This window comes from Armatimonas sp., assembly GCF_031410135.1.
In the GTDB taxonomy this organism is placed as follows: Bacteria; Armatimonadota; Armatimonadia; order Armatimonadales; family Armatimonadaceae; genus Armatimonas.
Window position 1 is genome coordinate 1 of the sequence record NZ_JANNYP010000340.1, and the last position, 15,945, is coordinate 15,945.

Annotated in this window: 18 protein-coding genes; 9 read left to right on the forward strand and 9 right to left on the reverse strand. The window is 57.9% G+C overall.

Features of this window, described 5'->3' with window-relative positions; genetic code table 11:
- Positions 1–1,699, forward strand: a 1,699-nt coding sequence (locus RMO15_RS12420) for a glycoside hydrolase 43 family protein (protein ID WP_309712808.1), incomplete at its 5' end; no start/stop codon positions are given.
- Here the strand turns inward: RMO15_RS12420 and tyrS are convergent.
- Positions 1,696–2,889, reverse strand: a complete 1,194-nt coding sequence (gene tyrS / locus RMO15_RS12425) for a tyrosine--tRNA ligase (protein ID WP_309712811.1) — start codon at positions 2,887–2,889, stop codon at positions 1,696–1,698. The genes RMO15_RS12420 and tyrS overlap by 4 nt on opposite strands.
- A gap of 78 nt (positions 2,890–2,967) precedes the next feature.
- Here tyrS and RMO15_RS12430 point away from each other — a divergent pair, with 78 nt between their 5' ends.
- Genes RMO15_RS12430 through RMO15_RS12445 form a run of 4 tightly spaced genes read left to right on the forward strand, consistent with a single transcriptional unit; the run spans position 2,968 to position 5,205 of the window.
- Positions 2,968–3,429: a vitamin K epoxide reductase family protein gene (locus tag RMO15_RS12430; RefSeq protein ID WP_309712813.1), complete on the forward strand. Its 462-nt coding sequence runs from the start codon at positions 2,968–2,970 to the stop codon at positions 3,427–3,429.
- A gap of 2 nt (positions 3,430–3,431) precedes the next feature.
- On the forward strand, positions 3,432–4,157 hold the full coding sequence (locus tag RMO15_RS12435) for a thioredoxin domain-containing protein (protein ID WP_309712818.1): 726 nt from the start codon (positions 3,432–3,434) through the stop codon (positions 4,155–4,157).
- The gene (locus RMO15_RS12440; RefSeq protein WP_309712821.1) at positions 4,154–4,738 is read left to right on the forward strand and encodes a histidine phosphatase family protein; all 585 of its coding nucleotides are present in this window, start codon (positions 4,154–4,156) and stop codon (positions 4,736–4,738) included. The genes RMO15_RS12435 and RMO15_RS12440 overlap by 4 nt, the downstream gene beginning before the upstream one ends.
- Before the next feature lie 11 nt (positions 4,739–4,749).
- Positions 4,750–5,205: a tyrosine-protein phosphatase gene (locus RMO15_RS12445; RefSeq protein ID WP_309712824.1), complete on the forward strand. Its 456-nt coding sequence runs from the start codon at positions 4,750–4,752 to the stop codon at positions 5,203–5,205.
- A gap of 33 nt (positions 5,206–5,238) precedes the next feature.
- Here RMO15_RS12445 and RMO15_RS12450 read toward each other — a convergent pair whose 3' ends face one another.
- The gene (locus RMO15_RS12450) at positions 5,239–5,793 is read right to left on the reverse strand and encodes a hypothetical protein (protein ID WP_309712826.1); all 555 of its coding nucleotides are present in this window, start codon (positions 5,791–5,793) and stop codon (positions 5,239–5,241) included.
- A 104-nt stretch (positions 5,794–5,897) separates the two neighbouring features.
- Here RMO15_RS12450 and RMO15_RS12455 point away from each other — a divergent pair, with 104 nt between their 5' ends.
- Both RMO15_RS12455 and RMO15_RS12460 read left to right on the forward strand, forming a co-directional pair.
- Positions 5,898–6,110, forward strand: coding sequence for a hypothetical protein (locus RMO15_RS12455; protein WP_309712829.1), 213 nt, complete (start codon positions 5,898–5,900; stop codon positions 6,108–6,110).
- 89 nt (positions 6,111–6,199) lie between these two features.
- A complete protein-coding gene (locus RMO15_RS12460) occupies positions 6,200–6,442 on the forward strand; it encodes a hypothetical protein (protein WP_309712832.1) in 243 nt (80 codons plus the stop codon).
- Here the strand turns inward: RMO15_RS12460 and RMO15_RS12465 are convergent.
- The 5 genes from RMO15_RS12465 to purB are packed head-to-tail and all read right to left on the reverse strand — an operon-like array spanning position 6,439 to position 10,074.
- Positions 6,439–6,990, reverse strand: coding sequence for a DUF1697 domain-containing protein (locus RMO15_RS12465; protein ID WP_309712835.1), 552 nt, complete (start codon positions 6,988–6,990; stop codon positions 6,439–6,441). The two genes, RMO15_RS12460 and RMO15_RS12465, sit on opposite strands and share 4 nt — an antisense overlap.
- A complete protein-coding gene (locus RMO15_RS12470; RefSeq protein ID WP_309712837.1) occupies positions 6,968–8,026 on the reverse strand; it encodes a zinc-binding alcohol dehydrogenase in 1,059 nt (352 codons plus the stop codon). Before RMO15_RS12470 ends, RMO15_RS12465 begins: the two co-directional genes overlap by 23 nt.
- An 18-nt stretch (positions 8,027–8,044) precedes the next feature.
- Entirely contained in the window at positions 8,045–8,431 is a 387-nt protein-coding gene (locus tag RMO15_RS12475) for a type II toxin-antitoxin system VapC family toxin (RefSeq protein WP_309712840.1), read from the reverse strand.
- The gene (locus tag RMO15_RS12480) at positions 8,428–8,670 is read right to left on the reverse strand and encodes a hypothetical protein (protein WP_309712842.1); all 243 of its coding nucleotides are present in this window, start codon (positions 8,668–8,670) and stop codon (positions 8,428–8,430) included. The genes RMO15_RS12475 and RMO15_RS12480 overlap by 4 nt, the downstream gene beginning before the upstream one ends.
- Before the next feature lie 42 nt (positions 8,671–8,712).
- Positions 8,713–10,074, reverse strand: coding sequence for an adenylosuccinate lyase (gene purB / locus RMO15_RS12485; protein WP_309712844.1), 1,362 nt, complete (start codon positions 10,072–10,074; stop codon positions 8,713–8,715).
- 254 nt (positions 10,075–10,328) lie between these two features.
- Here purB and RMO15_RS12490 point away from each other — a divergent pair, with 254 nt between their 5' ends.
- Both RMO15_RS12490 and RMO15_RS12495 read left to right on the forward strand, forming a co-directional pair.
- Entirely contained in the window at positions 10,329–11,882 is a 1,554-nt protein-coding gene (locus tag RMO15_RS12490) for a hypothetical protein (RefSeq protein ID WP_309712847.1), read from the forward strand.
- 298 nt (positions 11,883–12,180) lie between these two features.
- A complete protein-coding gene (locus tag RMO15_RS12495; protein WP_309712850.1) occupies positions 12,181–13,515 on the forward strand; it encodes an EF-hand domain-containing protein in 1,335 nt (444 codons plus the stop codon).
- 3 nt (positions 13,516–13,518) lie between these two features.
- Here the strand turns inward: RMO15_RS12495 and RMO15_RS12500 are convergent, their stop codons facing one another.
- Both RMO15_RS12500 and proB read right to left on the reverse strand, forming a co-directional pair.
- Entirely contained in the window at positions 13,519–14,706 is a 1,188-nt protein-coding gene (locus RMO15_RS12500) for a glutamate-5-semialdehyde dehydrogenase (RefSeq protein ID WP_309712853.1), read from the reverse strand.
- A gap of 93 nt (positions 14,707–14,799) precedes the next feature.
- Positions 14,800–15,900: a glutamate 5-kinase gene (proB, locus tag RMO15_RS12505; RefSeq protein ID WP_309712855.1), complete on the reverse strand. Its 1,101-nt coding sequence runs from the start codon at positions 15,898–15,900 to the stop codon at positions 14,800–14,802.
- Positions 15,901–15,945 lie beyond the last annotated feature (45 nt).

Sequence of the window (15,945 nt, forward strand, 5' to 3'; positions counted from 1 at the left end):
CGCCATGCCTGGCCTCCCCGTGCTCCACTCCAAAGACCTGGTCAACTGGAAATTTCTCAGCTATGCCTGCGAAAAGCTCGACTTTGGCCCGGAGTACCGGCTAGAAGACGGCAAGGCGATCTACGGCCAGGGCATCTGGGCACCCAGTTTTCGCTACCACAAAGGGACGTTCTATATCTTCACCAATGTCCGGGGCCAGCCGATGCAGGTCTACGCCGCGACCAACCCCGCTGGGCCTTGGAAGCACTGGTCAATGAAGACTGGCTTTCATGACCCGTCGGTGCTCTTCGACGACGACGGTAAGATCTATGTGGTCTGGGGCTACCGGGACCTGCGTATTGCTCAGCTCAATAGCGAGCTTACCGATGCCATCCCCGGAACAGAGCGCGTGTTGTTCAAGCAAAGCGACGGCATGGGCGAGGGGGCGCATTTCTATAAGATCAATGGCAAGTATTTTATTACGAGCGCTTGGTACCTGGGGACGATGAAGATGCCCTGTGCCCGCGCGGATCGCCCCGAAGGCCCTTACGAAGTCAAAGTAATCTCAGAGGGGGAGGACTTTGGGATCGCCAAGGGCGCGATGCACCAGGGCGGTATTGTCGAGACTCCCGCAGGTGAGTGGTGGGGCTTCTCGATGATGGACTTCAACTCCCTGGGGCGGCTGACGGGGCTCTCGCCGGTGACCTGGAAGGACGGCTGGCCCTACTTTGGGCTCCCCGGCAACCTCGGGCGCTCGCCGCGCACCTGGAGCAAGCCCAAGACAGGGACGAACTCCAAGCCTATGGCTCCCTACGAGCACAGCGATGATTTCTCCGGCAAGACCCTCAAGCCGATCTGGCAGTGGAACCACGCGCCAGACAACGCCAAGTGGTCCCTCACCGAGCGCCCCGGCTTTCTGCGTCTGCACGCGCTTCCTGCCGCTGATTTCTGGCAGGCACGCAACACGCTCACCCAGCGCGCCATTGGGCCGGTCTCAATCCCCACGGTGGAGCTAGAACTGGGCGGCATGAAGCCCGGTGATCTGGCGGGACTTGGCTTGCTTAACTCGCCGTATGCCTGGATCGGGGTGCGCTGCGAGGCAAGTGGCTTTGTGATGGAGCAGCTCGATAAGACCACGGGTAAGACGGCCCAAGCGCCGCTTCGTGGCACACGCGTCTGGCTCCGGGCGGAGTGTGACTTCTTCACGGAGAAGGCAAAGTTTAGCTTTAGCGTTAATGGAAAGAGCTTCCAGCCTCTAGGTGAGGAGTTTAAGATGGTTTTCCAGCTCAAGACCTTCCAGGGCATACGCTACTCCCTCTTCAACTACAGCACGTCGGGAGCCGCTGGTGGCCACGCGGACTTTGCTGGCTTCACGGTCAGTGAGCCGCTGTGCCACGGGCTGACCAAGCCCATTCCGTACGGGAAAACCATCACGCTCACCGAAGTTGGAAGTGGCCAAGCACTCACTGTCGGTGGTGCCACACAGTTCAAGGTCATTGACCGAGGCCAGGGGCGTATCGCGCTCCGGCCTAGTATGGGGTCTGTTGAGGAGATGGAGCCTTTTCAGTGGATCGAGACGGCTCAGGGAGACATCACGCTTCTCTCGCTCGCTTCCCACCGCTATCTACGTCTCGTTAGTGGGCAAGCTCTCGCGGAGGGACTAGGAGCACCACGAAACCGAGAAGATGGCTCTCGGTTCCGTGCGAAACTAGTGCGCTAGACTTTTAGCCGGGCGAAGTTTTTCTTGCCGACCTGGAACTCGTCGCCGTCGGTGATGGTGATTGTTGCGGCTGGGTCGGAGAGCTTTTCTCCATTGAGCTTCACGCCGCCTTGCTCAATCAGCCGGCGCGCTTCGCCGTTGCTGGGGGCGAAGTTGCCGTGCCGAACCAGCGCGACGATATTGATGGGGTTCTCAGGAACCGTCAGCTCGGGCGCGTCACTGGGGAACTGGCGGGCGGAGTGAATGCGCTTCCACTCGTCGCTGGCCGCGCTGGCCGCTTCTGCGCCGTGGTAGATCGTGACAATCTCCCCTGCGAGGCGGTGCTTGGCCTCCATCGGGTTTTGGGCTTTCAGAATCTCCGCAAACTCTGCCGTGGGGACATCGGTGCAGAGCAGGAAATACGTTCCCATCTGCGCATCGGCGAGGCTCATCACTTTTGAGTACTGCGAGAGCGCGGGCTCGGCGATCCCGATGTAGTTGCCTAGGCTCTTACTCATCTTCTTCACGCCGTCCAGCCCGACGAGGAGTGGCATGAAGAACCCGATCTGGGGATCCTGCGCGATCTCCGGGTCGCTCTGGAGCTCGCGGCCCGTGAGGATATTAAACGTCTGGTCGAGGCCGCCCATCTCCACATCGGCGTGAATCGCTACCGAGTCGTAGCCTTGCGCCAGCGGGTAGAGCAGCTCGTGGAGCGAGATAGGCTGGTTGGCATCCCAGCGCTTCTTAAAGTCGTCGCGAGTGAGCACCTGCGCGACCGTGATCTTGCTCGTGAGCTTGACCAAGTCCGCGAAGCTGAGCTTGCCTAGCCACTCTGAGTTGAAGCGCACGTCGGTCTTCTCTTTGTTCAAGATCACTGAGAGCTGATCCACATAGGTCGCGGCATTTTCCGCGATCTGCTCGCTGGTGAGCATGGGGCGCGTGGCCGAGCGTCCTGACGGATCGCCAATGAGCGTGGTGTAGTCACCAATGATAATCGTCACGCGGTGCCCTAAATCCTGGAACTGGCGCATCTTACGCAGCACCACAGCAAAACCTAAATGAATATCCGGAGCCGTCGGATCGAGGCCCAGCTTGACGATCAGTGGCTTGCCGGTCTTGGCGGATTTCTCCAGCTTGGCCTTCAGGCCGTTCTCAGGGACGATAAGGCTCGCGCCACGGGCGAGGAGCTGCACTTGTTCTTCAATAGTCACAGGAGCTATTTTACCGCGCTGGAAACGTCTGACGGTGCTGCGCGGTACAATAGTCATCATTCGGAGGAGGTATCTTTAGTGATTCTCAATCGGTTTGCTTTTATTCTTTCCGTTTTTGGGATCGTGGTCGCGGCCTTCATGTGGAGTATGCACTCGCATCCCCAAGACATTCCCTGTGGTATACACATGACGGAGGCTTCAGACTGCACCAGTGTGGCACTGAGCAAGTACTCGCGCTTTCCTATTGGCAACGGCCCGCCTGTGGCGATGTGGGGGACGTTTGGCTACCTTGCGCTGGCGGGACTTGCCTTCTTACGGACAACGACAGAGAGCGCTGTGCGCAGTCGGCAGCTTTTAACAATGGCGCTACTACTCGCCACAGGGGCGTTGGGCTTTGCACTCTGGCTCACCTATATCGAGCTGAATGTTCTCCATAAAATCTGTAAGTGGTGCATGACCAGTCAGGGCATTATTGCGGGTATCTTTATTTTGAATCTCACCGACTGGCTGCGGCCTCTGATCGGGAAAACAACCAAGTAACTATGAAATCTGAAACAAAACTCTACGCCGTTATGGGCGCGATTGTCGCGCTCGGTGGTGGCTTTCTTGTCTTTAGCAATAAAGCGACGACCGAGCAGCCCGTACAGGCAACTCCTACGCCGCCTCCGGTGACCATGGAGTCTTTCGCAAAGCTAGAGGCGACCACACGACACTTTAAAGGCGCTCCTGCGGCCCGTTTCACCGTGATCGAGTTTGCCGATTTTCAGTGTCCGTCCTGCCGTAATACCTACGACATGGTGCTGAAAAAATTTGGGAAAGAGTTCCCCCAAGTACGCTTTGGATTCCGGCACTTCCCTTTAGACAATGTACATCCGTTTGCCACGCCTGCGGCGGTTGCTGTTGAGTTTGCCAATAAACAAGGCAAGTTCTGGGAGGTCTACGAAGGTATTCTTGCAAAGCCAAAAGACGACTTGACACAAGAGATCATTGACGAGGCCGTGAAAGCAGCGGGTCTGGATATGGCTCTCTATGCAAAAGCGAAGACGGATGCGACTCTTCTCAAGCTTGCAACCGACGATCGTGATACGGGAGTACAGCTTGGGGTCAGCGAGACACCGACATTCTTTCTGCGTGACAACCAAACGAAAATGGTGAAGATGGTCACGGGCTGGAAAAATCTCTACCCGGAGCTGACCAAAGACATCCCAGGACTCCCAACGCCCGTTCCTGCTCCCGCAAACGGTGCTCCCCCGGCTCCGACGCAGTGAGTTCAGTAACGCTTCTCTTGGTGCGCCACGGCGAGACGGACTGGAATGCGCAGAACCGCTGGCAGGGGCAGTGTGATGTGCCGCTCAACGAAACAGGGCGCATGCAGGCTCGTCTTTTAGGGCAGCGTCTTGAGCGGCTCTGGCAGGCGGGAGCACTGCCAATACCACAGCGCCTGCTTGCCTCAGATCTCTCACGCGCTACGGAGACTGCTGAGTTACTGGAATCCGGGCTTCTACTAGAGACAGACACACGGCTCCGCGAGCGCGGCTTTGGCTCCTGGGAGGGAAAGTCGCACGACGAGGTGGGCTATGCACCAGGGAGCCACGAGCGTGCCGCTGATGCCGAGTCGCAGGAGAGCGTCTGGGAGCGAGTTGTCGCCGCCACGGAGCCGCTGGAAGGCTGCGTGATGCTTGTGGGGCATGGAGGAGCGCTACGCGCTGTGCTTGCCTATGCCGCAGGGCATGGGCATGAGGGGATGCGACACTTCACACTCGGAAATACCAGCCTCTCCGTCGTCCGTTTCTCTCCCGTGGGCGGTCAGCTTTTGCGCCTCAACGACATGGCACACCTGGAAAACTAAGCAAACGAAACATGCAAGAAGACAAGAAAAACCTACCCAACTTTGCAATCACGGCTCCAGGAATCTACCGGGGCGCGGCTCCCACCGCCGAGGGCCTCAAAAAGCTCAAAGCGCTTGGCGTGCGGACTGTTATTGACCTGCGAATAGAGAAAAAAGGCCAAGCGGAAGAAGAGGCGGCAGTGAAAGCTCTAGGGCTTAAGCGGGTGAGGATTCCCATGGGAGCTGAAGCGCCCACCGAGAAGCAAGTCAAAGAGTTTTTGGGACTTTTGGCCAAGTCCTCTACGGAGCCTGTTTTTGTTCACTGTCAGCACGGGGCCGACAGAACCGGAGCGATGATCGGAATCTGGCGCGTGACGCAGCAAGGGTGGGGCTTTGATCAGACTTGGACGGAGATGCGAAAGTACGGCTTCAAGACTTTCTTGAAGGACTTGAAGGGCTCGGTCGAAAAGCGGGCGAAGAAGAAATAGGGCTGGGGCAGATGCCCCAGCCTTATTTTCAAGTTACTTCTTGCCGCCTGCCTTGAGAGCGTCGGCTTCCTTCATGAACTTGCCATCTGGCCCTTGCCAGCGCTTGGCTTTTTCATTCCAGGTCGGCTTGCCTGCAGCGGCGCCGCCTGTCATCTTGGAGCCACCGGCCATCTTGTCGCCCGCGGGTTTCTTGTCGCCACCGGTCATCTTGGTACTACCACCCATTTTGGGAGTACCCGCGGTTGCGGACTTCTCACCGCCACCGGCCTTGATGAACTTGCCATCCGGTCCGCGCTTGGGGCCACCGCTGGGCTTCTTGTCACCGGCCATCTTGTCGCCAGCAGGCTTCTTGTCGCCTGCCATTTTGTCACCGCCGGCCTTAATGAACTTGCCATCGGGGCCACGCTTGGGGCCACCGCTGGGCTTCTTGTCACCGGCCATCTTGTCGCCAGTTTTTTTAGTGCCGGCCATCTTGTCGCCGGGCTTCTTGTCGCCGGGCTTTGCGGTTCCCTGCGCCATTGCGGAGAGAGAGAAAAGGCTCAGAGCGCTCAGGGCGATCAGAGACGAAACTACACGATTACGAAGCATGGTTGGCTCCTTATACCTTATGTTGTTATACGCCACCTTCAGTGGCGTAGTTTTTAGTGCGTCAATGTACCGGAAAAAGTTCCATAGACACGATACATTATAGCATGCCTTCTGCTCAGCGAAAAACGGTTGCCCGGTATTGGTACCTGGACGCTCTTTCGTCCCTTGCTTTTCTGGGAATGGGGGTATTTTTACTCCGTCCCCTTAAAAGCATTCCTGCACTCGCTTTTATTGTTGTACTCTTCAATCTAGGGATGGCGTATTTTTTTGGTCGTGCGGCGCTGCGAGGGCTTCTGAAAATCCGCGAGAAAGGCTGAGGGATTAATCACATTGTGCCAATGATTAGTTAGCGACAGGAAACTTTTTGGTTTTCTTGTTGTTACATAGGACAAGTACAATGTGTATTGTGACAGACGACGGAATTTTCCTGAGCGGGAGCCCCATGGATCTTGTGGCGAAGCTGGGAGCACTCACGCGTGTGGGGGCAGGCCGGGCTAGCCTAGGCGACCGGGGAAGTGTTCTCATGCAGCTTGAGTGCAACCGAATCGGGACGTATCATACGCAGATTGGCCCACGGTTCGCCGAGTTTGCCGCGAGTCGTCTCCTGGAAAATCTCGAAGAAGAGGGCCTCATTCTGATCCAGCGCTAGTTTTGGTACTTCGTCGCTAGCTTCTTAACTGTCGTCACGTTTCGGGTTGTGCCACTCAGGCCTTTCATGGCACGGTTTAGTGTCGCATCGGGAATGTCCGAGGTGGTGAGCTTGCCGTGGACGAGGCGATACTGCTCACGGTTGGCGAATGCGAAAACGTCGGTCTTGGTTTCGAGGGTGGCAAGACGCTGTTGAAGCGCGTCTTCGATGGGGGCTTTAAGAAACGTGACGTAGAGCGAGTCCTCGGCTTCGGCAGTTAAGGGGCAATCTGCACAAGCGGTGGCGAGCTCATTTGGCGTCCGTAGGAAAGTTGCCACGTCGTAGCCCAGCGCTTGCTTCAGGTGCGCCTCGATGCGTATCTCCAGAGCCGCGGTATCCCTCTCGTCCGTCTCGAAAATGACATTGCCGCTGGCGATAAACGTCTCGACAGATGCGAAGCCCAGCTCCACGAAAAGCTCGCGGAGCCGCTCCATCGTCACGCGGTGGCCGCCGACATTGATTCCTCGCAGAAGAGCGATGTAGCGGTTAGCCACCGAATCGGACGCCAATCTTGATGGATTTTTCGGGGGCGGTGAAGATCGTCGGGAGAACGTCGGGGGCATCGTCTAAGGGTACGATAGGGGTGACGATTCCCTCGCCGGTGAGCTTGCCGTCTCGAAAGAGCTGGATCGTGGCCGCATACGCCCGCTCGTGATCCCAGAGGGGGTGGGAGCGATCCGCGTTGCCCCAGCCGACCCAGGCCTGGCTCCCGACAATCGTGGGGCGGTTGTGGTGAAACTCCTCCCCAAGCTTGAGGGCGCTGGCATCTTTGGGTCCCCACGGGACATGCACCACCGTGCCGCACTGCCGTACGCAGCGGATCGCGTCGTTGAGCGCTTTACCACTGCCCGAGGTCTCGATGGAGACATCCACGCCGAGCTTCTCGGTGGCAAGTTTGATCTCCAGCGCCGGGTCGCAGCTCAGAGGATCGAAGGCGACCGTCGCGCCGTGGGCCAGGGCATGCTCCCGGCGAATCGCGAGCGGGTCTACAGCAAAGACTCTTCGCGCCCCGCCCGCCTTGGCGATCTGCACCGCTAGCAGGCCAATCGCGCCCAGCCCAAAGACCGCCACATCGTCACCGACACGGATATTGCCATCACGCACGGCCACAAACGCCACGTGCGCGGGATCGCAGCAGACCGCATCCGATTCCGTGAGGTTGCCTAGCGCAAAGAGCTTGTCCTCGGGGATGTTTAGCAGCTCGCGCACCTGCCCGTAGCCAAAAACACGCTCCCCGACGGTAAATTTCGTCACGCGGGAGCCCACCGCCACGACCTCCCCGACCACCATATTGCCGATCCCACGCGGCGCTGGAGCGTCTGGAGTCGTGGCTTGATCTCTCTCAGGCTTCGGCAGAAAGAGCCGTAGCTCCGGGCTCCACTGTTTGGCACTAAACGCGCTGCCCGTAATCAGCTGCGCCTCCGTGCCGTGCTTGGGTGCCGCCAGCTGCACTTTAATCTGGACTTCGTTTGCAGCTAGCTCAGGAAGCTCGTGCTCCGTAATCCAGAAGCGCGAGCCGTCTTCGGTGACAATTCGTCGTGGCATGTTCAAAAAAATCCTGACTTACCAAAGTGTGGAAATATCATAAGCAGCGATCAGATGATCCTTTGTTACAAAGACAGCGGATTCTACTTGCGATTGGGCAATGAGAAGACGGTCAAAGGGGTCACGGTGATGCATGGGAAGATTGGAGAGGGTATAGATATGTAGCGGTGTGATGGTAAGCAGCTGCATTCTGCCTGAGTTCGTTTCCGTCTGAAGCATTTGTTGGAGTGGGATGGTGAGTTTCAGCTTACCTAAATCACTTTTGATCTGGATCTCCCAGAGAGTGGCTAGGCTGACCAGAAGTGTATTATGAGCGTCTTGCAGTGCAATCTTAGCAGACTCAGATAGCTCTTCCGGCTCTTGGATTGCCCATAGGAACGTGTGCGAATCCAGCAGCAGTTTCATTTATCTTCCCCGAGCCAAAAGGCATCTGGTAGTGGTTCGTCGAAGTCATCGGCAATAAAGCTTATGACTCCGCGTTGCTGTCCGAGCAGACGCTTTTCTAGGGGCTTGGAGCTTTCCACTGGTTGATCTGCCGTTAGTTGGATGACTCCTTCTAGCCAGGCGTGAAATGCTGCCGAGCTTCCAAAACGCTGCGTGAGGCGTGCCTCGCGCTCCGGGCTGAGATCAATGGTAATGCTCATGTGCTCATTTTAGCGCAAGCACCAGAGAAATGCCGACCTACATCAACCCAGCACTTTTTTGGCAAGCTGCCCCGCGATGCCGATATAGGAGCCGGGGGTGAGAGCGGCCAGCCGTGCTTTGTCGTCCTCGGGGAGCTCTAGGCCCTCGACGAAAGCGTGCATTCCTTCCGGGGTGATCTTGGCACCGCGCGTGAGGTCTTTGAGGCGCTCGTAGGGGTTCTCAAGGCCCGCTTTTCGCATCACGGTCTGGATCGGCTCGGCGAGAACTTCCCAGTTGGCGTCTAAATCCGCCGCGAGCTTGGCTTCGTCTACGGTGAGCTTGCGCAGACCACGTAGGGCTGCGGTGGCAGCGATGAGTGTGTGTGCTAGGCCCGTGCCCATACTACGGATCGCCGAGGAGTCCGAGAGATCGCGCTGGAGACGGGAGACGGCAAGCTTGCTGGCGAGGTGCTCGAAAAGGGCATTGGCGATCCCGACATTGGCCTCGGAGTTCTCAAAGTCAATCGGGTTCACTTTATGGGGCATGGTGGACGAGCCAATCTCGCCCTTGACGGTTTTTTGCCGAAACACTCCGAGCGCAATATACGTCCAGATGTCCCGATCAAAATCCAGCAGAATATTATTGAAGCGGGTGAGCGTGTGGAAGAGCTCGGCCATGTAGTCGTGCGACTCGATCTGCGTGGTGAGTGGGTTGTAGGTCAGGCCGAGACTCTCGACAAAACGTTGGGCGATAGTGGGCCAGTCGGCATCGGGATAGGCGGAGACATGGGCGTTGAAGCACCCGACCGCGCCATTGAGCTTTCCGAGGTATTCCTGGTTCTGGAGCTGCTTTTCTTGGCGTCGCCATCTATGTACAAAGACCGCTAGCTCTTTTCCCAGCGTGCTGGGTGAGGCGGGCTGGCCATGTGTGCGCGAGAGCAGCGGGGTCGCGGCGTAAGGGCGGGCCAAATCAGCAACGGCTTCGATCAGCTCGTGAAGCTTGGGCTGGAGGACGCACTCCATGCCGTTCTTGAGCATCAGGGCGTGGGCGAGGTTGTTGATGTCCTCCGACGTGCACGCAAAGTGAATCCACTCCAGCACGTCCGAGAGGCTGCTCTCCCCGAGGCGCTCTTTTAAAAAATACTCCACGGCTTTTACATCGTGGTTCGTCGTGCGCTCAATGTCTTTCACAAGAGTCGCATCGTCCACGCAGAAGCCTTCGATCAGCTCCTCCAGAAGGCGCAGCTCCGTCTTGGTGAATGCACGGACATCTACGATCTCGGGTTCCTGAGAGAGCTGGATCAGCCAACGAATCTCAACCGTCACACGGTACTTGATCAAGGCAAACTCCGAGGCGAAGTCGGCGAGGGGACGGGTCAGGGCGGCATAGCGCCCATCGAGTGGGGAGATAGCAGTCAGGGACATAGTGCCTTTATGGTACCCGACGGGAGCCCGTAGCCCCCTGAAACTCTGTCGTGTAAAATATGTCAGTCATGAAAGTTCACCGTCGCTCGATACTACACGCAACGTCGTTACTTCTTTTTCAGGGATGTGGGGGAGGTACCTCTCCAAAACCTGCCGCAAAGGGGAGTGTGCGCTTTACAGTTGTCTGGCCCGATTCAAAGACCCGCCTAATCCCCGAAGGAGCAAGGAGTATCACCATCGAGTTGACAGGTGTTATGTCGGTGACACGGGTCATTGCTCGTCCTCCTGCCGGTACCAATACCGTGACAGAGACCTTTTCAGATCTTTCTATTGGAAACTACACGGCAAAGGCCACTGCCTACCCCAATCCGGATGGAACCGGAGTCGCTCAGGCAAGCGGTAGCGTGAGCTTGACAATTGTAAAGGATCAGACCGTGGCCGCAAGCCTGACTATGGCTTCGACCATTTCCAAAGTTGACATCTACAACAATGGCTTCCGGGTTGAGCCAGGGGCCTTCTTTCTGGCCTTGGGCGACTCGCTCATTCTGACAGCAGTTGCCTTTGATGGCTCGGGGAAACGTGTCGCGGTTGACCCGAATCAGTGGGAGTGGGGCAGCAACAATACAGGCGACTTTACCTTCACACCCTCTGGAGCGACGGCCTTGGTTCGTACCAGCGGAGGCACACCTCCCAACGCCCTATACATTACTCTAAAAGAAAAAGAATCGGGCAGGTTGGCGTTTCCGGCAGGCATCATCTCTCACGCGAAGATCACGATCGAAGGCTTGGGCCATCTTACCGACATTGCCGTACGTTCCAGCTACGCAACAGGTATCTCCGACGATGGAGGCCGTATTGTCGGGTATAGCCGATCCAACTCTGCAACCGAAGAGGCATTTCTCTACACACAGACGGGTGGAATGCAGGTTTTTGGGAACCTGGGGACACGGCTTACCAGTGTTGCCTACGGTATCTCGGGGGATGGCAACTACCTCGTGGGAATGAGTAGCTCCAGTAGTGATACTCTCGCCTTTCGGGGAACCGCAGCGACGGGATTTGTCTGGCTCGATGACTTGGCAGGTGGTGCCAATAGCTGCACTGCCTACGCTGCCTCTCTAGATGGTTCGGTCGTGGTGGGGAAGGGCAGCGACAGCCAGGGTGAGCAAGCCTTTCGGTGGTCTGTGAGCGGAGGCATGCAGGGGCTGGGCAAGCTAGCCGGAGGCTCGTATGGAAGCTGGGCCTATGGGGTCTCTCGCAATGGCAATGTCGTGGTTGGAGCCAGCTACTCCAGCGCAACGACGGGGACTTCCACCGAGGCATTTCGCTGGACTGCCAGTGGCGGTATAGTTGGTATGGGCTTTCTGCCAGGCTTCACTGCCAACAGTCGCGCCTTAGCCGCTTCGACGGATGGAAGCGTGATTGTTGGTGCCAGTGGAGCACGTGCATTCCGCTGGACAGCAGCAACAGGAATGGTAAACCTGGGTGAACTTGCGCCTGGGAATGCAGATCATGTTGCTCTGGGGGTCTCCCCGGACGGAACAACGGTTGTTGGGACTGCCAAGGTAGGCCCGACGACAAACGCTGCATGGGTCTGGACACAAGCCACGGGTATTCAAAACCTCATGACGGTTATCCAGAACAATGGAATTGATGTCTTTGGTATGGGTATCCCACCCCAGTACCGCTGGGGACTCAGCCATGCGACAGGGATATCGTCTGACAAAAAAACGATCGTTGGGTACGGTCGCCATGGGACCTCGATCGAAGCTTTCCGAATCTATAAGTCCGATGGCTGGGACAAGCCATGATGAGTCTTCTCAGGGCTATAGACGTACCAGATAGTCGCTGCTACCGACCCATTTGGTGGAGATGGCGACCTCGTACTTGATCAGCGCAAACTCCGAGGCAAAGTCGGTGCGGCATTGGTCAGGGTGGTATAGCACCCATCAAGCGGGGAGATAGCAGTGAGCGAGATAACGCACTATCGCACCTGATTTCTGGTGTTTCGCTTGTCGTGTTCCAGGGTAAAATGGCGTCTACAGAAAGTTAGGTAGGGTGGTGCTTGAACGCAGAAAGAATTGCTTCACGTTCGGCAATAGGAAACAAATGAAAACATCGAAGTGTATATTTTTCTGTAGTGTGCTTGCCAGCCTGTGGGTGGTTGGAGCAACTATAGCCCCCGACGACAAAGACGACTTTGACCGGTTGGATATTAGTGGTAATGGCTACCTGACCGGGCCCGAGATTCTCCCCGCGATTCGATCCTACGATCTGGATGGAAATGGCAACATTGACTTTAAGGAGTTTGTCGCCGCGAGAGCGAAGAGCAAGGCCGAGCCAAGTGAGCAAAAGGCCGCAGGTGCCCCGCAGGGAAGTGTCGCCGACGACGAGATCCTCTGGAAAAAGCTCGACTGGAACCCCGATGGCGTGCTGGATGGCAAAGAGCTTGAGGGGGGCTGGGTTAAGTACGACCTCGACAAAAATGGCGAAGTTTCCAAAGCGGAGTTTGTTGCCGGTCGTGCCAAGGAGCGTGGCACCACGATCCGCCCGGTAGGCGTTCGTCCCACCGTACTGAATACCCCACCACCCGCCGCCTCTACTCCCGCGCCAGCTCCCCCCACTCCCATGCGGCTCTCGGCGCTGGCAGCAAGACCGGGCTACGTGATCGGACGTGCCGTCTTTGCCGATGGTCGTCCGATTCCACGATTTAGAGTGACTGCGATGGGCTTTACGGGGGAGATACATCTGGGGCCGGTAGGAACCCTGCCCGATCTGGGAACGATGACCGCACAAAACGGCCAGTACGCCATTCGCACCACCAGTGAGATGGACCGAAGGCCTGTGAAAGCTCTGGTGGTTGGGGTCACGAGCTTCGCGCTCATCACACGTAATGGAAAAGAGTTTAGTCTTGAGGTCTATCCCACCGATGGAAAAAAAGACGGCTCAGCGGAGGGCTACTTCCGTGGGGATAGTGGGCGCGGTGTTGTCCGTGACTTTGTGCTGCGGCTCTCTGGCCCCAAGCGTGGCTTTGAGCGCAACACCCCTCCGCGAGATACCTTTACCAATAATACAAGTGACCCGAGCTATATCGCGTTCTACGGAGGTATCGTTGGTTTGGTTTTGCCCGAAAATGCTGCGACCCTGGAGGGTTCTACACTCACTGCTACCTTCACCCCAACCAGCCCACTCTATGATGGCACGGCGAGTAAGACCATCGTTAGAACCTTGGTTCTGCAAAAACCAAATTTTTATTCCGCCTATTTTCGTGATATTCCCCTCGCCGACTACACCCTCACTGCGCAGATAACCAAGCCTGATGGTTCTTCTGTGTCGCTCCCGCTTCGCATTTTAGGCCCGGGGGGGATACAGCCCTCCGTCCCCATTGTCTTTGAGCCATTGGGGGCATGGGGCGTTAGTCCTATGACGGTGTTTTCGCAGTGAGGTTTATTCCCGCACCAGATAGTCGCCGCTGCCGACCCATTTGTAGGTGGTGAGTGCCTCCAGGCCCATCGGGCCGCGTGCGTGGAGCTTCTGGGTGGAGATGGCGACCTCTGCCCCGAGGCCAAACTGGCCACCGTCGTTGAAGCCCGTGGAGCAGTTCACAAACACCGCGGCGGAGTCGATCTCGGCGATAAAGCGGGCGGCGTTGGTGTCGCTCTGGGTAAGGATGCCGTCGGTGTGCTGCGACGAGTGCGCCTGGATATGGGCAATCGCTTCGTCGAGGCTTTTCACCACTTTAATTCCCAGCGTCAGGCTCATCCACTCCGTGTCGAACTCATCGTCCACGAAGCACACGCCGCGCTCGGCCAGCGCGGCCTTGACCTGGGGAAGAAACGCCTCGGCGATGGTTTCGTGAACCAGTAGCGTGTCGAGGGAGTTGCAGACGCTCGGGCGGCGGCACTTGGCGTTGACGATCACCAGGATCGCCTTTTCCTGGTCGGCGCTTGCGTCCACGAACAAGTGGCACACCCCAATGCCGCCGATAATTACCGGGATCGTGCTGTTCCTGCGGCAGAAATCATGAAGACCCGCGCCGCCACGCGGAATGATCATGTCCACGTACTGGTGCAGCTGCAGAAGCTCGCTCACCAAGCCGCGATCCGGGCTAGCGATAAGCTGGACGGCATCTTTAGGCAATACTTTCTGCATCGCCGTCACTAGCGCCGTATTGGTGCGTAGCGTCTCCGAGCCGCCGCGCAGGATCACGGCGTTGCCCGTCTTCAGCGCGAGGCTTGCAATGTCCACGGTGACGTTGGGACGCGCTTCGTAGATCACGCCTAGCACGCCCAGTGGCACGCGCCGCTGGTGGAGCTTGAGGCCACTGGGGAGCAGCTTTGCATTGAAAATCTCGCCCACCGGATCGGGTAGCGTTGTGACCGCCCGCACATCGCTTGTGATCGCCGCCAGCCGCGCTTCCGAGAGAGTAAGACGGTCCAGGAGTGCCTCAGTAGTGCCGTTTGCCTTCGCCGCTTCTAGATCGACGGCATTGGCAGCAAGAATCACCTCTGCCTCTGTGTCTACGGCAGCTGCCAGCGCAAGCAGAAGCGCGTTTTTTTCGTCGGTGGTCTTTTGAGCCAGTAGTCGAGACGCCGTTTTCGCCGCCGCCCCGAGGGCAATGAGATCAATAGTCATAGTCACATTAGATTCTCCGAACCCACCCGGCTTCGTTCGTTCCTCACTTCGCCACCCTCCCTCAGGGCAGGGAGGGTAGGGTGGGGGATGGGTTCACATTAGCACCAGGTTATCGCGGTGGATCGCTTCCTCGCCATAGGTATAGCCTAAAATATGGACGATCTGGCGCGATGAAATCCCCATGAGCTGGTGCAGCTCATCGGCGCTGTAGCTCACCAAACCAACCGCGAGAGCGTTGCCATTAGGCGCTTGCAGGCGCACGGCATCGCCGCGCTCGAAGCTACCCTCGATCTTGGTGATGCCCACGGGAAGCAGGCTGGCACCACCTTGCTTGAGCCGTCGCACCGCGCCCGAGTCCACACAGATCGTGCCTGTTGGACGCTCAGCGAGGAGCCAGCGCTCGCGGCTCTCTCGACGAGTAGACGAGGGGAGAATAGTGGTTCCAATGCGTTCCCCTGCGACCAGTCTAGGGAGGATCTGTGGCTCGCTGCCGGGTGCGATAATCGTTGTCGTGCCGCTCTGCCCGGCGAGCTGAGCGGCCTGGAGCTTGGTGAGCATCCCGCCGGTTCCTAGCGCCGAGCCGCTGCCACCCGCCATCGCAAAGTGGCTCTCATCGAGGTGCTCGATCACGGAGAGAAACTCTGCATCTAGGTGGGCGCGAGGATCGGCGGTGTAGAGGCCAGGAATGTCCGAGAGGATCACCAGAAGGTCGGCATCGATCAGGTTCGCCACCAGCGCCGAGAGATTGTCGTTGTCCCCGACCCTAATTTCATCGGTGGCAATCGTGTCATTCTCATTGACAATGGGCACCAGTCCGGCGGCCAGGAGTGCTTCGAGGGCATCGCGGGCATTGAGGTAGCCGCTACGGTGGGCCAGATCGCCGCGGGTGAGAAGCACTTGGCCCACGGTGCGCTCATAGATACTAAACAGCTCAGCCCAGGCCTGCATCAGGCGCGGTTGCCCAATGGCGGCCAGCATCTGTTTTCCCGCCAAGTGAGGGGGGAGCTTGGTAAAGCCCAGCGCCTCGCGCCCTGCCGCCATCGCCCCCGACGATACAAGCGTGACCTCATGGCCCGCCTCTAAAAGCTCCGCCGCCTGGCCCACGATCCCCAGCATCGCCCGTCGCGAGAGCCGCGTCGTGCCGCCCGTCAGCGTGGACGTTCCCAGTTTGACAACGATTCGTTTCCTACTCACTGCGTCGCTATGCTACCACGCCCCGCAGTCCTGCTTCTGTGAGGG

What these genes read in the sequence shown, in the direction of transcription:
- RMO15_RS12490 (WP_309712847.1), top strand. Translation starts at nt 10,329, where the DNA reads ATGTCGGTGACACGGGTCATTGCTCGTCCTCCTGCCGGTACCAATACC.
- RMO15_RS12470 (WP_309712837.1), bottom strand. Translation starts at nt 8,026, where the DNA reads ATGCCACGACGAATTGTCACCGAAGACGGCTCGCGCTTCTGGATTACG.
- RMO15_RS12455 (WP_309712829.1), top strand. Translation starts at nt 5,898, where the DNA reads ATGCCTTCTGCTCAGCGAAAAACGGTTGCCCGGTATTGGTACCTGGAC.
- purB (WP_309712844.1), bottom strand. Translation starts at nt 10,074, where the DNA reads ATGTCCCTGACTGCTATCTCCCCACTCGATGGGCGCTATGCCGCCCTG.
- RMO15_RS12435 (WP_309712818.1), top strand. Translation starts at nt 3,432, where the DNA reads ATGAAATCTGAAACAAAACTCTACGCCGTTATGGGCGCGATTGTCGCG.
- RMO15_RS12475 (WP_309712840.1), bottom strand. Translation starts at nt 8,431, where the DNA reads ATGAAACTGCTGCTGGATTCGCACACGTTCCTATGGGCAATCCAAGAG.
- RMO15_RS12450 (WP_309712826.1), bottom strand. Translation starts at nt 5,793, where the DNA reads ATGCTTCGTAATCGTGTAGTTTCGTCTCTGATCGCCCTGAGCGCTCTG.
- RMO15_RS12445 (WP_309712824.1), top strand. Translation starts at nt 4,750, where the DNA reads ATGCAAGAAGACAAGAAAAACCTACCCAACTTTGCAATCACGGCTCCA.
- RMO15_RS12500 (WP_309712853.1), bottom strand. Translation starts at nt 14,706, where the DNA reads ATGACTATTGATCTCATTGCCCTCGGGGCGGCGGCGAAAACGGCGTCT.
- RMO15_RS12480 (WP_309712842.1), bottom strand. Translation starts at nt 8,670, where the DNA reads ATGAGCATTACCATTGATCTCAGCCCGGAGCGCGAGGCACGCCTCACG.
- RMO15_RS12495 (WP_309712850.1), top strand. Translation starts at nt 12,181, where the DNA reads ATGAAAACATCGAAGTGTATATTTTTCTGTAGTGTGCTTGCCAGCCTG.